Origin of the sequence: Geobacillus thermocatenulatus, from assembly GCF_002217655.1 — a bacterium.
GTDB lineage: Bacteria > Bacillota > Bacilli > Bacillales > Anoxybacillaceae > Geobacillus > Geobacillus thermocatenulatus.
The window spans coordinates 1,138,244-1,157,499 of record NZ_NEWK01000001.1; the positions used below are offsets into that span (position 1 = coordinate 1,138,244).

The 19,256-nt window shown below is 54.8% G+C and carries 21 protein-coding genes; 20 read left to right on the forward strand and 1 reads right to left on the reverse strand.

Features of this window, described 5'->3' with window-relative positions:
* Positions 1–67: 67 nt before the first annotated feature.
* The 9 genes from hemW (at position 68) to deoC (ending at position 10,280) form a co-directional block, all read left to right on the forward strand.
* Positions 68–1,207, forward strand: coding sequence for a radical SAM family heme chaperone HemW (hemW, locus tag B9L19_RS05735; protein WP_025948894.1), 1,140 nt, complete (start codon positions 68–70; stop codon positions 1,205–1,207).
* Between the two features lie 83 nt (positions 1,208–1,290).
* Entirely contained in the window at positions 1,291–2,325 is a 1,035-nt protein-coding gene (gene hrcA, locus B9L19_RS05740) for a heat-inducible transcriptional repressor HrcA (RefSeq protein ID WP_015375441.1), read from the forward strand.
* Between the two features lie 98 nt (positions 2,326–2,423).
* A complete protein-coding gene (gene grpE / locus B9L19_RS05745) occupies positions 2,424–3,065 on the forward strand; it encodes a nucleotide exchange factor GrpE (RefSeq protein ID WP_047752770.1) in 642 nt (213 codons plus the stop codon).
* A 23-nt stretch (positions 3,066–3,088) separates the two neighbouring features.
* The gene (dnaK, locus tag B9L19_RS05750; protein ID WP_025948897.1) at positions 3,089–4,912 is read left to right on the forward strand and encodes a molecular chaperone DnaK; all 1,824 of its coding nucleotides are present in this window, start codon (positions 3,089–3,091) and stop codon (positions 4,910–4,912) included.
* A 129-nt stretch (positions 4,913–5,041) separates the two neighbouring features.
* Positions 5,042–6,187, forward strand: coding sequence for a molecular chaperone DnaJ (gene dnaJ, locus B9L19_RS05755; RefSeq protein ID WP_047752771.1), 1,146 nt, complete (start codon positions 5,042–5,044; stop codon positions 6,185–6,187).
* A gap of 5 nt (positions 6,188–6,192) precedes the next feature.
* The gene (prmA, locus tag B9L19_RS05760; RefSeq protein WP_025948899.1) at positions 6,193–7,131 is read left to right on the forward strand and encodes a 50S ribosomal protein L11 methyltransferase; all 939 of its coding nucleotides are present in this window, start codon (positions 6,193–6,195) and stop codon (positions 7,129–7,131) included.
* 17 nt (positions 7,132–7,148) lie between these two features.
* Positions 7,149–7,925, forward strand: coding sequence for a 16S rRNA (uracil(1498)-N(3))-methyltransferase (locus tag B9L19_RS05765; RefSeq protein ID WP_025948900.1), 777 nt, complete (start codon positions 7,149–7,151; stop codon positions 7,923–7,925).
* Positions 7,926–8,082: 157 nt separating this feature from the next.
* The gene (gene mtaB, locus B9L19_RS05770; protein WP_047752772.1) at positions 8,083–9,432 is read left to right on the forward strand and encodes a tRNA (N(6)-L-threonylcarbamoyladenosine(37)-C(2))-methylthiotransferase MtaB; all 1,350 of its coding nucleotides are present in this window, start codon (positions 8,083–8,085) and stop codon (positions 9,430–9,432) included.
* Between the two features lie 176 nt (positions 9,433–9,608).
* Positions 9,609–10,280 carry a deoxyribose-phosphate aldolase gene (deoC, locus tag B9L19_RS05775; protein WP_047752773.1) on the forward strand — a complete coding sequence of 224 codons (672 nt, stop codon included), beginning with the start codon at positions 9,609–9,611 and terminating at the stop codon, positions 10,278–10,280.
* Here deoC and B9L19_RS05780 read toward each other — a convergent pair.
* Positions 10,277–11,212, reverse strand: a complete 936-nt coding sequence (locus B9L19_RS05780) for a Na/Pi symporter (RefSeq protein ID WP_025948903.1) — start codon at positions 11,210–11,212, stop codon at positions 10,277–10,279. The two genes, deoC and B9L19_RS05780, sit on opposite strands and share 4 nt — an antisense overlap.
* Positions 11,213–11,396: 184 nt before the next feature.
* Here B9L19_RS05780 and rpsU point away from each other — a divergent pair, with 184 nt between their 5' ends.
* The 11 genes from rpsU to B9L19_RS05835 all read left to right on the forward strand — a co-directional run bounded on the left by rpsU (position 11,397) and on the right by B9L19_RS05835 (position 19,239).
* Entirely contained in the window at positions 11,397–11,570 is a 174-nt protein-coding gene (gene rpsU / locus B9L19_RS05785) for a 30S ribosomal protein S21 (protein ID WP_008879912.1), read from the forward strand.
* A gap of 29 nt (positions 11,571–11,599) precedes the next feature.
* The gene (locus B9L19_RS05790; protein WP_025948904.1) at positions 11,600–12,046 is read left to right on the forward strand and encodes a GatB/YqeY domain-containing protein; all 447 of its coding nucleotides are present in this window, start codon (positions 11,600–11,602) and stop codon (positions 12,044–12,046) included.
* A gap of 101 nt (positions 12,047–12,147) precedes the next feature.
* Positions 12,148–12,432: a sporulation protein YqfC gene (yqfC, locus tag B9L19_RS05795; protein ID WP_013144709.1), complete on the forward strand. Its 285-nt coding sequence runs from the start codon at positions 12,148–12,150 to the stop codon at positions 12,430–12,432.
* Positions 12,433–12,447: 15 nt separating this feature from the next.
* Positions 12,448–13,635, forward strand: coding sequence for a sporulation protein YqfD (yqfD, locus tag B9L19_RS05800; RefSeq protein WP_011231974.1), 1,188 nt, complete (start codon positions 12,448–12,450; stop codon positions 13,633–13,635).
* A gap of 2 nt (positions 13,636–13,637) precedes the next feature.
* Positions 13,638–14,600, forward strand: coding sequence for a PhoH family protein (locus B9L19_RS05805; protein WP_011231973.1), 963 nt, complete (start codon positions 13,638–13,640; stop codon positions 14,598–14,600).
* A gap of 49 nt (positions 14,601–14,649) precedes the next feature.
* On the forward strand, positions 14,650–16,752 hold the full coding sequence (locus B9L19_RS05810) for an HD family phosphohydrolase (RefSeq protein ID WP_011231972.1): 2,103 nt from the start codon (positions 14,650–14,652) through the stop codon (positions 16,750–16,752).
* On the forward strand, positions 16,749–17,219 hold the full coding sequence (ybeY, locus tag B9L19_RS05815) for an rRNA maturation RNase YbeY (protein WP_047752774.1): 471 nt from the start codon (positions 16,749–16,751) through the stop codon (positions 17,217–17,219). The genes B9L19_RS05810 and ybeY overlap by 4 nt, the downstream gene beginning before the upstream one ends.
* On the forward strand, positions 17,219–17,572 hold the full coding sequence (locus B9L19_RS05820; RefSeq protein WP_025948909.1) for a diacylglycerol kinase family protein: 354 nt from the start codon (positions 17,219–17,221) through the stop codon (positions 17,570–17,572). The genes ybeY and B9L19_RS05820 overlap by 1 nt, the downstream gene beginning before the upstream one ends.
* A gap of 122 nt (positions 17,573–17,694) precedes the next feature.
* Complete coding sequence (locus B9L19_RS05825; RefSeq protein ID WP_025948910.1) at positions 17,695–18,093, forward strand: cytidine deaminase; 399 nt, start codon at positions 17,695–17,697, stop codon at positions 18,091–18,093.
* Entirely contained in the window at positions 18,086–18,994 is a 909-nt protein-coding gene (era, locus tag B9L19_RS05830; protein ID WP_047752775.1) for a GTPase Era, read from the forward strand. Before B9L19_RS05825 ends, era begins: the two co-directional genes overlap by 8 nt.
* 101 nt (positions 18,995–19,095) lie before the next feature.
* Complete coding sequence (locus B9L19_RS05835) at positions 19,096–19,239, forward strand: YqzL family protein (protein ID WP_082131175.1); 144 nt, start codon at positions 19,096–19,098, stop codon at positions 19,237–19,239.
* Positions 19,240–19,256: the final 17 nt, after the last annotated feature.

The window sequence follows — 19,256 nt, forward strand, 5'->3', positions numbered from 1 at the left end:
GGCTGTCTCCGTTGGGGATAGCCTTGTTTGTTTCCTGCGGCGCTGCCGGCTGAAAGGAGGAGGACCGATGGCCGTTTCAGCGTATTTTCATATTCCCTTTTGCGCCCATATTTGCCATTATTGCGATTTTAACAAAGTATTTGCCGCCGGCCAGCCGATTGACGACTATTTGCGGGCGATGGACAAAGAAATGGCGTGGACGGCGGCGGAATTTGGCAGCCAACTCAAGACGCTGTTTATCGGCGGCGGCACGCCGACGGTGCTTGAGCCGGCGCAGCTCGGCTGTTTGCTTGCGAGCATCCACCGCCATTTTCAGTTTGACCCACAAACGGCCGAATTTACCGTCGAAGCCAACCCGGACGGCTTGACGAAAGAAAAGCTCGCGATTTTGCGCGATGCCGGAGTGAATCGGCTGAGCCTGGGGGTGCAGACATTTGACGATCAGCTTCTGCAAACGATCGGCCGCACGCACCGGCGAGGCGACGTCATACGGGCTGTAGCGTTGGCCAGAGAAGTCGGGTTTCAGAACATCAGCATTGATGTCATGTACGGTTTGCCGGGGCAGACGCTTGAGCAGTTTACGGCCGATTTAGAAGCGGCGTTTTCGCTTCATGTGCCCCATCTTTCTGCTTATTCCCTCATTTTGGAGCCAAGGACGATTTTTTATAACGAATGGCGGAAAGGCCGGCTCCGTCTACCGGGTGAAGAGATGGAAGCCGAGATGTACGAAGCGGCGATGGAGCAGATGGCCGCCGCTGGCTATCGGCAATACGAAATCAGCAACTATGCTGTGCCGGGATTCGAAAGCCGGCACAACTTGACGTACTGGAACAATGAGGAGTACTACGGCATCGGCGCTGGGGCGCACAGCTATATCGACGGTGTGCGGCGGGCGAATATCGGTCCCATCCGGCATTACATCAGTGCGATCGAACGCGGCCAATGGCCGCACCGCGGCGTGCGCCGCTTGACCACTCGCGAGCAGATGGAAGAGGAAATGTTTTTAGGGCTGCGCAAAACGGAAGGGGTATCCAAAGTCTGCTTTCGGCAAAAGTTCGGCCGCGACCTCCACGACATATTTGGCGCGGCGATCCGCCGGGAAATCGAGAACGGACGCCTCGAGGAAACGGAGACTCACATCCGCTTGACAAAACGGGGCAAGCTGCTCGGCAATGAAGTGTTTGCCGCGTTCCTCGGCGAAATGTAAACATTGACATTTGCCGGGCGATTTGCTACCCTAGTAGTAGATTTAGCACTCGAATTGTTCGAGTGCTAACAGAGGTGAGACACGTGCTAACGGACCGCCAACTGCTGATTTTGCAGGTGATTATCGACGATTTCATTCGTTCTGGGCAGCCGGTTGGTTCGCGGACGTTATCAAAAAAGCACCAAATCGCGTTCAGCTCGGCGACGATCCGCAATGAGATGGCGGATTTGGAGGAGCTTGGCTACATTGAAAAAACGCACATTTCTTCCGGCCGTGTGCCGTCGGAAAAAGGGTACCGCTACTACGTCGACCATTTGCTGCCGCCGCAGCGGCTGACAAGGGCGGACATTCAAAAAATCCGCTCCGTGTTTGCCGAGCGCATCTATGAGCTGGAAAAACTGATGCAAAAGTCGGCGCAAATTTTATCCGAGCTGACGAACTATACATCCATCGCGCTCGGGCCGACGTTTAAAGAAAGCAAACTGAAGCGGATGCAAATCGTTCCGCTCAACGAACAGACAGCCGTCGCCATCGTCGTGACGGACACCGGCCATGTTGAAAACCGGGTCGTGACGATTCCGTCATCGATGGACGCAGGCGACCTCGAAAAAATGGTTAACATTTTTAACGAGCGGCTCGCCGGCGTTCCGCTCATGGATTTGAAAGAAAAAATGGAGACGGAAGTGGCCGACGTATTGCGCCGGCACATCCGCAACTACGACAGCGTGCTCAATACGCTCATGGAGACGCTCGATGCCCCTGAAGAAGAAAAAGTGTTTTTCGCCGGCAAGGCGAATATGCTCAACCAGCCGGAGTTCAGCGACATCCAAAAAGTGCGCCCGCTTCTGGACATCATTGAGCAGGAAAAAGACATTTATCGCCTGCTCCGCAAGCAAACCCAAAAAGGAGTGCGGGTTTCGATCGGGCATGAAAACGAATTGCGCGGCATGGAAAACTGCAGCTTGATTACAGCGACGTATTCGGTCGGCGATGAGCCGCTCGGGGCGATCGCGATTCTTGGTCCAACGCGAATGGAATACTCGCGCGTCATCACGGTCTTAAACCGCGTCGCTTCCGATTTGTCGGCCGCGCTGGCGAAATGGTATCAAAGTCAATAAGAATGGCCATATTGGATAACGGATGGATCGCGCATCCATCCTTTCCTTGTGGCCATTGATACATAAAAGGAAAGAGCCCCGGCAGGGAGGTGAAAGCGATGGAACAAGGAGAAAAACAAGTGATGGAACAAGCTACATACGATGAGCCGGAGCGGGAGCAACCCATCGAGGAAGAAGCCGCCCCGCAGCCCGAGGGGGAATCAGGCAGCGTTCCGCTTGAAGAGGCCGGTGGGGAGGAAGCGGCGGAGCCGGCGGAAAAAGCGCCAACGGCCGAGGAGTTGGCGGCGGCCAAGGCGCAGATCAACGAATTGGAAGCGAAGCTTTCAGAGATGGAACACCGGTATCTCCGCCTGTACGCCGATTTTGAAAACTTCCGCCGCCGGACGCGCCAGGAGATGGAAGCGGCTGAAAAATACCGCGCCCAAAGCTTGGCGAGCGATTTGCTTCCGGTGCTTGACAACTTTGAACGCGCGTTGAAAATAGAGGCGGACAACGAACAGGCGAAATCGATTTTGCAAGGGATGGAAATGGTGTACCGCTCGCTTTTAGACGCCTTGAAGAAAGAAGGCGTCGAGGCGATCGAGGCGGTCGGAAAGCCGTTTGACCCTTATTTGCACCAAGCCGTGATGCAGGCGGAAGCGGAAGGCTATGAGCCGAACACGGTTGTTGAGGAGTTGCAAAAAGGTTATAAGCTGAAAGACCGCGTGCTGCGGCCCGCCATGGTCAAAGTAAGCCAATAAACGGAAACGGAGGGTGATGAGTGATGAGCAAAATTATCGGCATCGACTTAGGAACGACGAACTCTTGCGTCGCCGTGCTAGAAGGCGGCGAGACGAAAGTCATTCCGAATCCGGAAGGAAACCGCACGACCCCGTCGGTCGTCGCGTTTAAAAACGGCGAACGCCTAGTCGGCGAAGTCGCCAAACGGCAAGCGATCACGAACCCAAACACGATCATTTCGATCAAGCGCCATATGGGGACGGATTACAAAGTCGAAATCGAAGGGAAGCAATATACGCCGCAAGAAATTTCGGCGATCATTTTGCAATACTTGAAGTCGTACGCCGAAGACTATTTGGGCGAGCCGGTGACGCGTGCGGTCATCACGGTGCCGGCGTATTTCAACGACGCCCAGCGTCAAGCGACGAAAGACGCCGGCCGCATCGCCGGCCTCGAAGTCGAGCGCATCATCAACGAGCCGACGGCCGCGGCTCTTGCTTACGGCCTTGATAAAGAAGAAGATCAAACGATTCTCGTCTATGACTTAGGCGGCGGGACGTTTGACGTCTCGATTTTGGAGCTTGGCGACGGCGTGTTTGAAGTGAAGGCGACGGCTGGCGACAACCATTTGGGCGGCGACGACTTCGACCAAGTGATCATCGATTATTTGGTCAATCAGTTCAAGCAAGAGCACGGCATCGATTTGTCGAAAGACAAAATGGCGCTCCAACGCTTGAAAGATGCGGCGGAAAAAGCGAAAAAAGAGCTGTCCGGCGTCACGCAGACGCAAATTTCGCTGCCGTTTATCAGCGCCAATGAAAACGGTCCGCTCCATTTGGAAATGACGTTGACAAGAGCAAAATTTGAAGAGTTGTCCGCCCACCTCGTCGAACGGACGATGGGGCCGGTCCGCCAGGCGCTGCAAGACGCCGGCTTGACGCCAGCCGATATTGACAAAGTCATTTTGGTCGGCGGTTCGACCCGCATTCCGGCTGTCCAAGAAGCGATCAAGCGCGAGCTTGGCAAAGAGCCTCACAAAGGCGTCAACCCGGACGAAGTCGTTGCCATCGGTGCGGCGATCCAAGGAGGGGTCATTGCCGGCGAAGTGAAAGATGTCGTCCTGCTTGACGTGACCCCGCTTTCGCTTGGCATTGAAACGATGGGCGGCGTGTTTACGAAACTGATCGAGCGGAACACAACGATTCCGACAAGCAAATCGCAAGTGTTCACAACGGCGGCTGACAATCAAACGACGGTCGACATTCACGTCTTGCAAGGAGAGCGCCCGATGGCGGCGGACAACAAGTCGCTCGGCCGCTTTCAGCTGACCGGCATTCCGCCGGCGCCGCGCGGCGTGCCGCAAATTGAAGTGACGTTTGATATTGACGCTAACGGCATCGTTCACGTGCGCGCCAAAGATTTAGGAACGAACAAAGAGCAGTCGATTACCATCAAATCGTCGTCCGGCCTGTCGGAAGAAGAAATTCAGCGCATGATTAAAGAAGCGGAAGAAAACGCCGAAGCCGACCGGAAGCGGAAAGAAGCCGCCGAGTTGCGCAACGAAGCCGACCAGCTCATGTTCATGACCGACAAAACGATCAAAGAAGTCGAAGGAAAAGTGAGCGCCGATGAGATCAAGAAGGCGCAGGATGCGAAAGAGGCGTTGAAAGCGGCGCTCGAGAAAAACGACATCGACGACATCCGCAAGAAAAAAGACGCGCTGCAAGAAGCGGTGCAGCAGCTGTCGATCAAGCTGTATGAACAAGCGGCGAAACAGGCGCAAAGTGCAGGATCGCAAGGCGGCGCTGCCAATCATAAAGACAACGTGGTGGACGCCGAGTTTGAAGAAGTGAACGACGATAAATAATGCAACCGAAAGTCAAAGTCAGGCCTGCCTTGGCTTTGACTTTTTTTCTAGCATTGACATATTGCCTTGCCGCAGAGGGAAATGATAAAATTAAATTTATGTGAGTGAATCGGGAGTGGATGATCAACGATGGCGAAGCGCGATTATTACGAGATTCTCGGCGTCAGCAAAAACGCGACGAAAGACGAGATCAAAAAAGCGTATCGAAAGCTTTCGAAGCAGTATCATCCAGATGTGAACAAAGCCCCGGACGCCGCGGAAAAGTTTAAGGAAATTAAAGAGGCGTACGAAGTGTTAAGCGATGATGAAAAGCGGGCCCGTTACGACCGCTTCGGCCATGCCGACCCGAACGAAACGTTTAGCGGCGGATTCCAAGACGGAGGGTTTGATTTCGGCGGCTTTAGCGGCTTTGGCGGTTTTGAAGATATTTTTGAAACGTTTTTCGGCGCCGGTCCGCGCAGGCGGGCGAGCGGTCCGCGCAAAGGCGCGGATGTCGAGTATATGATGACGCTTACGTTTGAAGAAGCGGCGTTCGGAAAAGAAACGGAAATTGAAATTCCACGGGAAGAGACGTGCGACACGTGCCAGGGCAGCGGAGCGAAACCGGGCACAAGCCCGACGTCTTGTCCGCATTGCCACGGCAGCGGGCAAGTGACAAGCGAACAAGCGACGCCATTTGGCCGCATCGTCAACCGCCGGACATGTCCCGTCTGCGGCGGCACGGGCCGGTACATTCCGGAGAAATGCCCAACGTGCGGCGGCACGGGACGCGTCAAACGGCGAAAAAAAATTCACGTCAAAATTCCAGCCGGCGTCGACGACGGCCAGCAGCTGCGCGTCGCCGGCCAAGGGGAGCCAGGGGCCAATGGCGGGCCGCCGGGCGATTTGTACATCATCTTCCGAGTCGAACCACATGAGTTTTTCAAACGCGACGGCGACGATATTTATTGCGAAGTGCCGTTGTCGTTCGCCCAGGCGGCGCTCGGCGATGAGATCGAAGTGCCGACGCTCCATGGCCATGTGAAGCTGAAAATCCCGGCCGGCACGCAAACGGGCACGCGCTTCCGCTTGAAGGGAAAAGGGGTGCCGAACGTGCGCGGCTACGGCCAAGGCGATCAGCACGTCATCGTCCGCGTTGTGACGCCGACGAAGCTAACTGAGAAGCAAAAGCAGCTGTTGCGCGAGTTTGATCGGCTCGGCGGAGACACGATGCACGACGAGCCGCACGGCCGTTTTTTTGAGAAAGTCAAAAAGGCGTTTAAAGGAGAAGCGTAAGCGCGATGAAATGGTCAGAAATCAGTATTCATACGACGCATGAGGCGGTCGAGGCGATTTCGAACATTTTGCATGAAGCGGGCGCCGGCGGCGTCGTCATCGAAGACCCATACGATTTGGTCAAGGAACGGGACGACTGGTACGGCGAGATCGTCGAGCTCAACCCGGACGACTATCCGGAAGAAGGGGTCATCATTAAGGCCTATTTGCCGGTCAACAGTTTTCTTGGCGAAACGGTCGAACAAATTAAGCAGGCGATTAACAATTTATGGATGTATGATATCGACCTTGGCAAAAATAAAATTACATTGAGCGAAGTAAACGAAGAGGAATGGGCAACGGCGTGGAAAAAGCATTATCACCCGGTGAAAGTGTCCGAAAAATTTACGATCGTGCCGACGTGGGAAACGTACGAGCCGGCGTCTAGTGATGAGCTGATCATTGAAATGGATCCGGGCATGGCGTTTGGGACCGGCACGCACCCGACAACGGTCATGTGTCTGCAGGCGCTCGAAAAGTACGTGCGCCCCGGCGATCATGTCATTGACGTCGGCACCGGCTCCGGCATTTTAAGCATCGCCGCGGCGATGCTTGGCGCTCGGTCGGTGCGGGCGCTCGATTTGGACCCGGTGGCGGTCGACAGCGCGCGGCTGAACGTGAAGCTCAATAAGGTGCAACATATCGTAACGGTCTCACAAAACAATTTGCTCGACCATATTGAGGAACCGGCTGATGTGATCGTCGCCAATATTTTAGCGGAAATCATTTTGCGCTTTACCGGTGACGCTTACCGGTTGTTAAAGCCAGGCGGCCGCTTCATCACGTCTGGCATCATTCAGGCGAAAAAGCAGGACGTCAAAGACGGGTTGCTTGCCGCCGGCTTTGCCATTGAGGAAATCAACGTGTTAGAAGACTGGGTGGCGGTTGTCGCCATGAAACCGTAAGCAAAGAAGGGATGGCTGTGCAGCGCTATTTCGTTTCCAGCCAAGCGCAACAAGGCGGGATCGTCGCGATCAGCGGCGATGATGCCCATCATATCGCCCGCGTCATGCGCATGAAGCCGGGGGAAGGGATCATTTGCGTCTTTCCAGACGGGCGCACGGCGATGTGTGAAATTGAACAAATTGCCAATGAGCATGTGCAAGCCCGTATTATACAATGGAAAGAGGAGCGAAGCGAGCTGCCGGTGCGCATCTACATCGCCCAAGGGCTGCCGAAAGGCGAAAAGTGGGAGCTCGTCATCCAAAAAGGAACAGAGCTCGGCGCCGCCGGCTTTCTTCCGTTCGAAGCCGCCCGGTCGGTCGTGAAATGGGACGCGAAAAAGGCGGAGAAAAAAGTCGAGCGATGGAAAAAAATCGCGAAAGAAGCGGCTGAACAGGCTGAACGAACGGTGGTGCCGGACGTGCGGGCGCCGCTTTCGTTTGTCGAGCTCCTCGCCTTTGGCCAAACGGTCGATGTTCGGTTGTTTGCCTACGAAAAAGAGGCGCGAAACGCCCGGCATGCCGCGCTTCCGGCGCTTCTTTCCTGCCTCCGTCCGGGCGGCGCGCTGCTGGCTGTCTTCGGGCCGGAAGGCGGGTTCAGCCCGGAAGAAGCAGAACAGCTTCGGCAGCACGGCTTTTCGCCGTGCAGCCTTGGGCCGCGCATTTTGCGGACCGAAACAGCTCCGCTCTATTTGCTTTCCGCCGCCTCTTATGAATGGGAGCTGCGCGCAGGCGGAGAAGCGGCGCGTGGGCGATAATGGGCCGTTTCGCGCCCTGACAGTTGTCCCCTGCATATTCGCTTGCGCCAGACGTTGGCATGCGGGCGGCGGTTCAGCCGAAACGAGGGCGAGAAAGGAAAATGGACAAATTCATCCCTGCTGGTCATCAAGCGGGGGGTAGAGCGAGGTGAACAAGATGCCGACAGTGGCTTTTCATACACTAGGCTGCAAAGTCAATCATTACGAAACCGAAGCGATTTGGCAGCTGTTTAAAAAAGCCGGATACGAGCGAAAAGAGTTTGAAAGCCGTGCGGATGTGTATGTGATCAACACGTGCACGGTGACGAACACCGGCGATAAAAAGAGCCGTCAAGTCATCCGTCGTGCGGTGCGCCGCAATCCGGACGCCGTCGTCTGCGTGACCGGCTGCTATGCGCAAACATCGCCGGCTGAGGTCATGGCCATTCCGGGCGTTGATATTGTCATCGGCACGCAAGACCGGCATAAAATTTTGGATTACATCGAGCAGTTCCAGCGCGAACGCCAGCCGATCAACGCTGTTCACAACATTATGAAAACGCGCGTTTTTGAGGAGATGGATGTGCCGGAATTCACGGATCGGACGCGGGCTTCGCTTAAAATCCAAGAAGGGTGCAACAACTTCTGCACGTTTTGCATCATCCCGTGGGCGCGCGGTTTAATGCGTTCGCGCGATCCGCAGGAAATCATCCGCCAGGCGCGCCAGTTGGTTGCCGCCGGCTATAAAGAAATCGTTCTGACCGGCATTCATACAGGCGGCTATGGCACCGATCTGAAAGACTATAACTTTGCGTCCTTGTTGCGCGATTTAGACGAGCAAGTGCCGGGGCTCCGGCGGCTCCGCATTTCGTCGATTGAGGCGAGTCAAATCACCGATGAAGTGATTGATGTGCTGAAGCGGTCGGAGAAAATCGTCCGCCATTTGCACATTCCGCTCCAGTCTGGGTCGAATACGGTGCTCAAGCGGATGCGCCGCAAATATACGGTGGAATTTTACGCGGAGCGGCTCGCCCGGTTGCGCGAAGTGTTTCCAGAGCTGGCGGTGACTTCTGACGTCATCGTCGGCTTCCCAGGCGAGACGGAAGACGAATTTATGGAGACGTACAACTTTATTCGTGAACAACGGTTTTCCGAGCTGCATGTCTTTCCGTATTCGAAACGAACCGGCACACCGGCGGCGCGCATGCCGAATCAAGTTGATGAGGAGACGAAACATGACCGCGTCCGCCGCTTGATCGCTTTGTCCGATCAATTGGCGAAAGAGTACGCCTCCCGTTTTGAAGGGCAAGTGCTCGAGGTCATCCCGGAAGAGCGCGACAAAGAGCGGCCGGATTTGTACGTCGGCTATACAGACAACTATTTGAAAGTCCGTTTCCCGGCAACCGAGGAAATGGTCGGTGAACTTGTCAAAGTGAAGATTACGAAAGCCGGCTATCCGTACAATGAAGGAGAGTTCGTCCGCGTTGTGCCGGATCAGGCGATTCATTCGGTCAAATTAAGCTCATAACTTCGCATGGCTAAAGGTGTAAAACTGGCTTCATGTCGCGCCCCAGCTGATGCTGGGGTGTTTTCTTTTTTTGAGGACACTACAGATGGCCGCTGGTTTTTGTCGAGGGAGCATGGTATGATGGTAGACGTCAGACCTTCCATCTTGACGGAAATGGCAGAAAGGGGTTTCTCCGAATGACGATGAATATTGCGAAAATGATCGATCATACGCTGCTCAAACCGGAAGCGACAGAACAACAAATCGTGCAACTGTGCACGGAAGCAAAGCAATACGGCTTTGCTGCCGTGTGCGTCAACCCAACGTGGGTAAAAACGGCGGCGCGCGAGCTTTCCGGCACGGATGTCCGCGTTTGCACGGTCATCGGCTTTCCACTTGGGGCAACGACGCCGGAAACAAAGGCGTTTGAAACAACGGACGCCATCGAAAACGGCGCTCGCGAAGTCGACATGGTGATCAACATCGGCGCGTTAAAAAGCGGGCAAGACGAGCTTGTCGAGCGCGACATTCGTGCGGTTGTCGAAGCGGCGGCTGGCAGGGCGCTTGTCAAAGTGATCGTTGAAACGGCGCTTTTGACCGATGAGGAAAAAGTGCGCGCCTGCCAGCTCGCAGTGAAAGCCGGAGCTGATTATGTGAAAACGTCGACCGGGTTCTCAGGCGGAGGTGCGACGGTGGAGGATGTGGCGCTGATGCGGAAAACGGTCGGCGACAGAGCAGGCGTCAAAGCATCAGGCGGCGTCCGTGACTGGAAAACCGCTGAGGCGATGATCAACGCCGGCGCGACGCGCATCGGCACAAGCTCTGGGGTGGCGATCGTCACCGGCGGGACGGGCCGCGCTGACTACTAAGTCCGGTTTCGGTCATGCAAAAACAGAATGACCTTTTCGATGGCGCCGACAAATGGAAGAGCAGCCACTGAGCAAATGACGTTGAACAAGACGCTCACATGAGCGAGCTGCACGTCAGGCGCTGGGCTGAGCCTGGCGGCAAAACTGGCGAGCGGCTCGGTCCAAAAGGCGAACAAAGCGGCGCCGACGACGTTCAGCCATAGATGGGTGTAGGCGGTCAGCTGAGCCTCTTTGCTGGAGCCGATCGAAGCCAAAAGCCCGGTGATGCACGTACCGATGTTGGCGCCAAGCAACAGAGCAATCGCCGCGGACAGCGTCAACAGCTGTTCGTTTAAAAATCCCATGGCGATGCCGATCGTTGCCGCGCTCGAATGAACGAGAGCGGTGAGGACGATGCCGACAAGAAGGCCGACGGCGACGGATCGATTCGTTTCTTTCAGCCATGCATCAACGAACGGATAGGCGGCAAGCGGTTTCGCGAGGCTGCCAAAGCCGTCCATGGCAAACAGCACAGCGGCGAGGCCGACAGCGGTCATGCCGATGCCGAGAACAAGGCGATGGCGGCCGAAAAAAACAAGCAGCGCGCCGCTGATAAGAAGTGGGATGGCGCCATCGCCGATATCAAGCGTCATCAGCTCGGTCGTGACCGTCGAGCCGATGTTGCTGCCTAAAATGATGCCGATCGATTGGCGGAACGACAAGTAGCCGGCGGCGACAAGGCCGACCGTCATCACCATCACCGCTGAGCTGCTTTGCAGGAGAGCGGTCGTCGCCAAACCGGCGGCAAATCCTTGCAGCGGCGTGGCGGTGAAGCGCATGAGCCACCGTTTTAACCGATGGCCGGACAACGTGTAAAGCCCAGCTTTCATCATCAACATGCCAAGAAGAAACAAAGCGGTGTAAATGGCAAACAGCATCCAAAACGATCCCATGGGCGATCTCCCCTTTCACCCTATATGTATGGGCCTTGTCCGCGGGTGATGACCGTTTTTTCAGCGCGGGGAAGAGGCGGCCAGCAGGCCTCCGCTGCTTTTTTTATTGACCTTTTCTGTCAGCATGTATTATAATTGACAAGTACAATATGCAATGGTTGTTGTTCGGAGGGAGGGAAGCAGGATGTCCAAAACGATCGTTCGCAAAAATGAGTCGATCGACGACGCTCTTCGTCGCTTTAAGCGTGCCGTTTCGAAAACGGGCACTTTGCAAGAAGTGAGAAAGCGCGAATTTTATGAAAAGCCAAGCGTCAGACGGAAGAAAAAATCTGAGGCGGCTAGAAAGCGCAAGCACTAAGAGCATGCATTAAAGAGGGTGTATAATCGGTGAGTCTTCTCGATCGTTTGAATGACGATATGAAGCAGGCGATGAAAAACAAAGAGAAAGAAAAATTGTCTGTTCTCCGGATGCTGAAAGCGGCGCTGCAAAACGAAGCGATCAAGCTCGGCAAAAGCCCGCTTTCGGAAGACGAAGAGCTGACGGTTCTTTCTCGCGAACTGAAACAGCGTAAAGACTCCCTCCAAGAATTTGAAAACGCTGGCCGTTCAGATCTTGTCGAAAAAGTGAAAACCGAAATTGACATTGTTCAATCGTATATGCCAACGCCGCTGACAGAGGACGAGCTGCGCGTTTTGATCGAGCAGACGATCAAGGAAGTCGGCGCCTCTTCGAAAGCGGATATGGGAAAAGTGATGGGCGCGATCATGCCGAAAGTGAAAGGAAGAGCGGATGGTTCGCTCGTCAACAAACTTGTCCAACAACAGCTGTCATAAATGCAATGGGCCTTGCCGGCAGGCAGGCCCGTTGTTTTTGAAAAGCGGTGCTAGAACCCCCTTTTGTCTCATACATATGAGATGAAAGGGGGTTCTTTTTGATGGTGAAAAAATGGCGCCAGCAGATGAAGCGGTGGATGGCGGAAAAGCTTGAACTTCCCGCCGACATTATGATGGATCTGCCCCGCATTACGATGGTTGGGCACATACATATTTACATTGAAAACCACCGCGGGCTGCTCGCGTTCAGCGATAAAGAGCTCCGCCTTTTGCTGCGGAACGGACAGCTCGTTGTCCGCGGCGAACAGTTTGTGATTAAAACGATTTTGCCGGAAGAAATTTTGTTGGAAGGAAAAATCAGCCAAGTCGTTTATATAGATGAATAGCGAGGAGGAACGGAGATGAAAAACGAATGGGTCGACACACTCGCCGGCAGCGTGCGGGTCAAAGCGAGAGGGAAAGGGATCGAACGGTTGATCAACGCCTGCGTCCGCCAAGGGATTGCCGTCTGGAACGTGAAAAAGCATAGCGCGGATACCGCGACGTTTTTCATTAAGCTCAGCGACGTGAAACGGCTACGCCATGTCGCCCGGCAAAGCGAATGCAAACTTTCGTTTGTCGGGAGAACCGGGCTGCCGTTTTTTTGGCGGCAGGCCTGGCGGAACAGCGGGTTTTGGCTCGGCTTGCTCCTTTTTATAGCGATTGTGTTTTTGCTTTCGAACATCGTTTGGAAGATCGAAATCAAAGGGGCGGCTCCAGAGACGGAGCATCAAATCGCCCGCGAGTTAAAGCGAATGGGAGTCGAGCGCGGCGTATTTCAGTTTCTGCTTGATGACCCGGAGACGCTGCAAAAAAAGCTGACGGAACGCGTTCCGGACATCACGTGGGTCGGCGTTGAGTGGAAAGGGACGTCGCTTCACTTCCGCGTCGTTGAAAAAGAGATTCCGGAGCCGAAAAAACCGATTCCGCCGCGTCATCTCGTGGCAAAAAAAGAGGCGGTCATCGCTGATTTGTTCGTTGAAGAGGGACAACCGCTCGTTTCCGTCAACGACTATGTGCAAAAAGGCCAGCTGCTTGTTTCTGGCATTATCGGCGCTGAAGGGAGGACGAAGTTTGTGCCGGCGTCAGGGAAAGTGTTTGGCGAAACATGGTACAAGTCTACGGTCGTCCTGCCGCTTGAGACGACGTTTCATGTGTTGACCGGCAAGTTCACCGAACGGCATTATGTCGGAATCGGGCGCCTTTTGATTCCTGTTTGGGGATGGAAGAAGCCGGTGTTTGCCCATACCATCGTTGAGACAGAAAAACGGCCGTTTCGTTTTTGGAAATGGGACTTGCCGCTCTATTACGAGCGCATCACGATCCGCGAGGCGGAAGAAGTGAAGCGGCGCTACACGTGGGAAGAAGCGTTCGCGGAAGCGAAAGAGATCGCCCGCCGCGAGCTGCGGGCGAAATTGCCGGAGGAGGCGGCCATTCGCAGCGAAAAAGTTTTGCATCAGGCGAAAGAGAATGGTAAAGTAAGGGTAGAATTGCATTACGAAGTCATCGAAAATATTGCTGTACCACAACCCATCGTCCAAGGAGATTGAGAATGTCAGAGCAGTTCGTTACGATCAGCCAACATGTGCGAAACCCGCAGGAAGCGGCGGCGCTCTTTGGCGTCCATGACATCCATTTAAAGCGGATCGAGGAAGAGCTCGGCGTGTCGATTGTGACGCGCGGGGAAACGGTCAACGTCTCCGGCACGCCGCAGCAAGTTCAGCTCGTTGATGAATTGCTTCGCCATTTATTGATCGTCATTCGCAAAGGGGCGGCGGTCAGCGAGCGCGACGTTCTTTACGCCATTCAGCTTGCAAAAAAAGGAGCGCTTGACGGCCTTGTTCAACTGTACGACGAGGAGATTACAAAAAACGCCAAAGGGAAGCCGATCCGCGTCAAAACGTTGGGCCAGCGCTATTATGTTGCAGCAATTGAACAGTATGACTTGACGTTCGGCATCGGCCCAGCCGGCACCGGAAAAACGTATTTGGCGGTCGTCATGGCGGTCAAGGCGTTAAAAAACGGCAGCGTCAAGCGCATCATTTTGACTCGTCCGGCCGTTGAGGCTGGAGAAAGCCTCGGCTTTTTGCCAGGCGACTTAAAAGAGAAGGTTGACCCGTATTTGCGCCCGCTGTATGATGCCTTAAACGATGTGTTGGGAGCGGAGTATACGCAGCGGTTGATTGAGCGCGGCACGATTGAAATCGCCCCACTCGCCTATATGCGCGGCCGGACGCTGGAGGATGCGTTCGTCATTCTTGACGAGGCGCAAAATACGACGCCAGCGCAAATGAAAATGTTTTTGACCCGGCTCGGCTTCGGCTCGAAGATGGTCATTACCGGCGATATTTCCCAAGTCGACTTGCCGAAGGGCGTCGAATCGGGGCTTTCGGTCGCCAAGCGCATTTTGGCCTCCATTGGCGGCATCGCCTTTGTGTTTTTGGAACAGTCGGATGTCGTTCGCCATCCGCTCGTCGCGAAAATTATTGACGCCTATGATGAGGCGGGCTTATAGAACGAGAGCGACGGGATCGGTCTTTTCTTGCAAAGCGAGGGGAAAACCGGTGGGAAGGTTTCGTTTTTTTCTTGAGCGGACAAAAACAGTCCGCTTTGTCCGCTTTTGGCTGTTTTTGCTTTTGGCTGTTCTGTTGTTTGCCGTTTTGTATTGGCAAGTGAAGCCGCGCCAGTATGAGCTGCGCCTGTTTGACGTCGCGAAGGAAACGATCCGTTCGCCGGTGACGGTCGAGGACAAAGAGGCGACCGCCAAGCTGAAAGAAGAGGCGGCGGCGAAAGTAGCGGATGTCTATACGTTAAAAAAAGAATATGCCGAAAACCGGGTCGACCTTCTTTCCTCGCTGTTTGCCGCGATTGAAAGCGTGCAGCGCGAGGCGGAGCCGGACCGCCCGCTCGGCGATATGATCGCCAAACTTGAGGAACGGCTGCCGCCGGAATGGCTTGCCTATCTGTCTGCCGCTGAATGGCAACGGCTGCTTGCCGCCTCGCCGGAGGAGCTCAAGACGGCGAAGGAAGCCGCCTTGACCGCGGTGCATGCCGTCATGAGCGAGCGCATTTCCCAAGCGGAACTTGACACGGCGCGGGCGGAAGCGGCCAAAGAGCTTGAATACGCTGCGCTGTCGCCGCCGCTTCGCGAGGCGGTCGCGAAGCTTTGCCGACAGGCGGTCATTCCGAACGTCGTCTACGATCGGGCGGCGACGGAAGAAAAACGGCGGCAGGCGATGGATGAAGTGAAGCCGGTGAAAATTTTGCAAGGGCAAGTGATCGTCGAGGAAGGACAGTTTATCACGAATGATGTTTACCGCCGGCTCGAGCTGGTCGGCTTGCTTGAGAGCGGGCGTCCGTCTTGGACCGCCGCTGGGCTTTTGGTGTTCGTTTTGTTGCTGCTTGCTCCGCTCATTTATTATTTTCGGACGGAAACGACGAATGAAAAGCTGTCGCTTTATACAGCCATTTTTGCGTTGATGATGACGACAATGGCGCTCATTCGCCTTCTGCCATCTAGCGGCGCTGTTTCCATCGGTTACCTTGTGCCGGCGGCGTTCGGGCCGATGCTCGTCCGCATTTTGCTCGGAGAGCGGCTCGCGATGATGACGACCATCATCGGAGCAGTGTGCGGCAGTTTGCTGTTCAATGAGGAAATTGGAACGGCCGGCGCGGTGTCGGTGTCGTTGATTGTTTACTTTCTTGCCGGCGGCTTGGCCGGGACGTTTTGTCTGCCAAAGGAGCTGGCGAAAGCGAACATTTGGCGGGCCGGCGTGTTTGTCGCCGCGGTCAATATCGTTTCGCTTTTTTCGCTGTTGCTGTTAAAAAACGGCCGCTATTCGCCGACGGAAATCGGCTTGTTGGTGCTGATGGCGGCGGCCTCAGGGGTTTTTTCTGCCATTTTGACGATCGGTCTCTTGCCGGTGTTGGAGGCGGCGTTTGGCATTTTGTCGCCGCTTCGGCTCATTGAACTGTCCAATCCGAACCATCCGCTCTTGCGCAAGTTGCTCACTGAAGCGCCGGGGACGTACCATCATAGCATTATGGTCGCCAATTTGGCCGAAGCGGCGTGCGAGGCGATCGGCGCCGACGGCTTGCTGGCGCGCGTCGCCTGCTACTACCATGACATCGGCAAGACGAAGCGGCCGCGCTATTTCATCGAAAATCAAATAGGCGGCAATCCGCATGACCATTTGTCGCCGCAGTTGAGCAAAAATATTATTATTGCCCATGTCGCCGACGGCGTCGCTTTGCTGCGCAAGCACCGGCTGCCGAAGGAGATCATCGACATCGCCGAACAGCACCACGGCACGACGCTGCTGAAGTATTTTTATCATAAGGCGCGCGAGCAAACCGAGTTTGTCTCGGAAGCGGAGTTTCGTTATCCCGGGCCGAAGCCGCAGACGAAAGAAGCGGCGGTCATCAACATCGCCGACAGCGTCGAAGCGGCTGTTCGCTCGCTATCCAACCCGTCGCAGGAAAAAATCGAGAAGATCGTCCGGTCGATCATCGCTGATCGCTTGCAGGACAACCAGCTGAACGAGTGCGACATTACGCTGAAGGAGTTGGAACTCGTCGCCCGTTCGCTTTGCGAGACTTTAAACGGCGTCTTCCATTCGCGCATCGAATACCCAGAAGTACGAAAGGAAAAGGTGAAGCATGCATGACCATTCACATTGATTTTCTAGATGAAACGAACGAGGTGACCGCTGAGCAAATCGAGACGATCGAGCGGCTGCTCGCCGAGGCGGCGGCCCTTGAAAACGTGCCGGACGGGGCGGAAGTGAGCGTCACATTTGTGGACAACGAACGCATCCGCGCGATGAATCGCGACTATCGCGGCAAAGATGCGCCGACCGATGTGCTTTCGTTTGCTCTTGAGGAGGAAGGGGAAGAAGAGGTTCACATCGTCGGCGCTGATATGCCGCCGGTGCTCGGCGATATCCTCATTTCGATTCCGAAGGCGAAAGAGCAGGCGGCGGCCTATGGACATTCGTTCATGCGCGAGCTCGGGTTTTTGGCTGTGCACGGTTTCTTGCACCTGCTTGGTTACGATCATGGGACAGAAGAGGAAGAGCGCGTCATGTTCGCCAAGCAGGAAGACATCTTGGCGAGGTTCGGGTTGACAAGATAATGCGCGGCAAACGAGAGCGCGACCGGTTTGTTTGGGCGTGGGCGGGAATGAAAGCGGCGGTGAAAGAGGAAGCTCATTTGCGCTTCCACTTGGCGGCCGCTGTTGTCGCCTTTGCGGTCGGCGGCATCGTTGGGCTGTCGCGCTGGGAGTGGATCGTGTTGCTCATGGCAGTCGGCGCGGTCATTACGCTCGAGCTTGTCAATACAGCCATTGAGCGCGCCGTTGACTTAGTGACGGATCAGTTTCATCCGTTGGCGAAAGCGGCGAAAGACATCGCTGCCGCGGCGGTGCTGGCGGCGGCCGGATTGGCGGTTGTGATCGGCATTTTGCTGTTTTGGCCGCATCTTCGTTAAACGAATGAGGGAGAAAATTCTAATTTTTCTGTTACATTTTGATTTCAAATGATGAAATGGATGGCGTTTTTTTGTAAAATAAAAGAAAGCAGCGTTTGCTTGCAGGAAAGGAAGAGTCACTGGTGGAGATGGAGCAGCTCATTGCTGAAGCGAAAAAAGCGCGCGAACTCGCCTACGTGCCGTACTCGAAGTTTCCAGTCGGCGCCGCGCTGTTGACGAAAGGCGGCAATGTGTACCGCGGCTGCAACATTGAAAACGCCGCCTACAGCGTGTGCAATTGTGCGGAGCGGACCGCGTTGTTTAAGGCATATTCGGAAGGGGAGAAGGAGTTCACGGCTCTTGCAGTCATCGCCGACACTCCCCGCCCGGTGCCGCCGTGCGGCGCATGCCGCCAAGTGATCGCCGAACTTTGCCACGGCGATATGAAAGTCATTTTAGCCAACCTCAAAGGCGATGTGAAAGTCATGACCGTCAGCGAATTGCTGCCAGAAGCTTTTTCAGCGGAGGATTTGCATGCGTAAAGAAGGATACAAATCAGGATTTGTTGCCATTATCGGGAGACCAAACGTAGGAAAATCGACGTTTTTAAACCGCGTCATCGGGCAAAAAATCGCGATTATGAGCGATAAACCGCAAACGACGCGCAATAAGATTCAAGGCGTGTACACGGACGATGACGCGCAAATCATCTTTATCGACACACCTGGGGTGCATAAACCGAAGCATAAGCTCGGCGACTTTATGATGAAAGTGGCGCTCAATGCGCTTCGCGAAGTCGATTTGATTTTGTTTATGGTCAATGCCGAAGAAGGATTTGGGCGCGGCGAGGCGTTCATCATCGAACGGTTGAAAGAAGTGGACACCCCGGTGTTTTTAGTGATCAATAAAATCGATCGCGTCCATCCGGATGAATTGCTGCCGCTCATTGACCGATACAAGGATTTGCACCCGTTTGCGGAAATCGTGCCGATTTCGGCGCTTGAAGGGAACAATGTCGACCGCCTGCTTGAGCAAATTAAAGAGCGGCTGCCGGAAGGGCCGCAATATTATCCGCCGGACCAGATCACGGACCATCCCGAGCAATTTATCATCGCCGAGCTCATTCGCGAGAAAGCGCTTCACTTAACGCGCGAGGAAGTTCCGCACTCGATTGCTGTCGTCGTCGAACGCATCGAGCGGCGGGAAGGATCAGGAGCGGTGTACATTAGCGCGGTGATCGTGGTGGAGCGCGATTCGCAAAAAGGAATCATCATCGGCAAGCAAGGCCGGATGCTGAAGGAAATCGGACAGCGGGCGCGCGCTGACATCGAAGCGCTGCTTGGATCCAAAGTGTTTTTGGAGCTGTGGGTCAAAGTGCAAAAAGACTGGCGCAACCGTATGGCGCAACTGCGTGATTTCGGGTTCCGTGAAGATGAGTATTGACGGTTAGAAAATTTTACGCGACATAAACCGTTTTTGCCTAAGCCAACCTATAGGTAGACCACCAATACGCAATGCCTGCAGGCGGAAAGAGGTGTCATTCCATGCTTGAGTTTACGTGGAAGCTGTTTAGCCAAACAGGCAATATCGACACGTACCTTCTATTTAAAGAGTTGGAACGCGAGCAACAGTTTGGCAGTGAAGAGCAAAACGCTGAACAGAACGAAATCGACCAGCCGATCTCGTAGCGTCGTTGTTGGTAGAA

What these genes read in the sequence shown, in the direction of transcription:
- B9L19_RS05805 (WP_011231973.1), top strand. Translation starts at nt 13,638, where the DNA reads ATGTCAGAGCAGTTCGTTACGATCAGCCAACATGTGCGAAACCCGCAG.
- B9L19_RS05820 (WP_025948909.1), top strand. Translation starts at nt 17,219, where the DNA reads ATGCGCGGCAAACGAGAGCGCGACCGGTTTGTTTGGGCGTGGGCGGGA.
- deoC (WP_047752773.1), top strand. Translation starts at nt 9,609, where the DNA reads ATGACGATGAATATTGCGAAAATGATCGATCATACGCTGCTCAAACCG.
- yqfC (WP_013144709.1), top strand. Translation starts at nt 12,148, where the DNA reads ATGGTGAAAAAATGGCGCCAGCAGATGAAGCGGTGGATGGCGGAAAAG.
- hemW (WP_025948894.1), top strand. Translation starts at nt 68, where the DNA reads ATGGCCGTTTCAGCGTATTTTCATATTCCCTTTTGCGCCCATATTTGC.
- B9L19_RS05780 (WP_025948903.1), bottom strand. Translation starts at nt 11,212, where the DNA reads ATGGGATCGTTTTGGATGCTGTTTGCCATTTACACCGCTTTGTTTCTT.
- rpsU (WP_008879912.1), top strand. Translation starts at nt 11,397, where the DNA reads ATGTCCAAAACGATCGTTCGCAAAAATGAGTCGATCGACGACGCTCTT.
- yqfD (WP_011231974.1), top strand. Translation starts at nt 12,448, where the DNA reads ATGAAAAACGAATGGGTCGACACACTCGCCGGCAGCGTGCGGGTCAAA.
- ybeY (WP_047752774.1), top strand. Translation starts at nt 16,749, where the DNA reads ATGACCATTCACATTGATTTTCTAGATGAAACGAACGAGGTGACCGCT.
- prmA (WP_025948899.1), top strand. Translation starts at nt 6,193, where the DNA reads ATGAAATGGTCAGAAATCAGTATTCATACGACGCATGAGGCGGTCGAG.
- era (WP_047752775.1), top strand. Translation starts at nt 18,086, where the DNA reads ATGCGTAAAGAAGGATACAAATCAGGATTTGTTGCCATTATCGGGAGA.
- B9L19_RS05835 (WP_082131175.1), top strand. Translation starts at nt 19,096, where the DNA reads ATGCTTGAGTTTACGTGGAAGCTGTTTAGCCAAACAGGCAATATCGAC.
- dnaJ (WP_047752771.1), top strand. Translation starts at nt 5,042, where the DNA reads ATGGCGAAGCGCGATTATTACGAGATTCTCGGCGTCAGCAAAAACGCG.
- grpE (WP_047752770.1), top strand. Translation starts at nt 2,424, where the DNA reads ATGGAACAAGGAGAAAAACAAGTGATGGAACAAGCTACATACGATGAG.
- dnaK (WP_025948897.1), top strand. Translation starts at nt 3,089, where the DNA reads ATGAGCAAAATTATCGGCATCGACTTAGGAACGACGAACTCTTGCGTC.
- mtaB (WP_047752772.1), top strand. Translation starts at nt 8,083, where the DNA reads ATGCCGACAGTGGCTTTTCATACACTAGGCTGCAAAGTCAATCATTAC.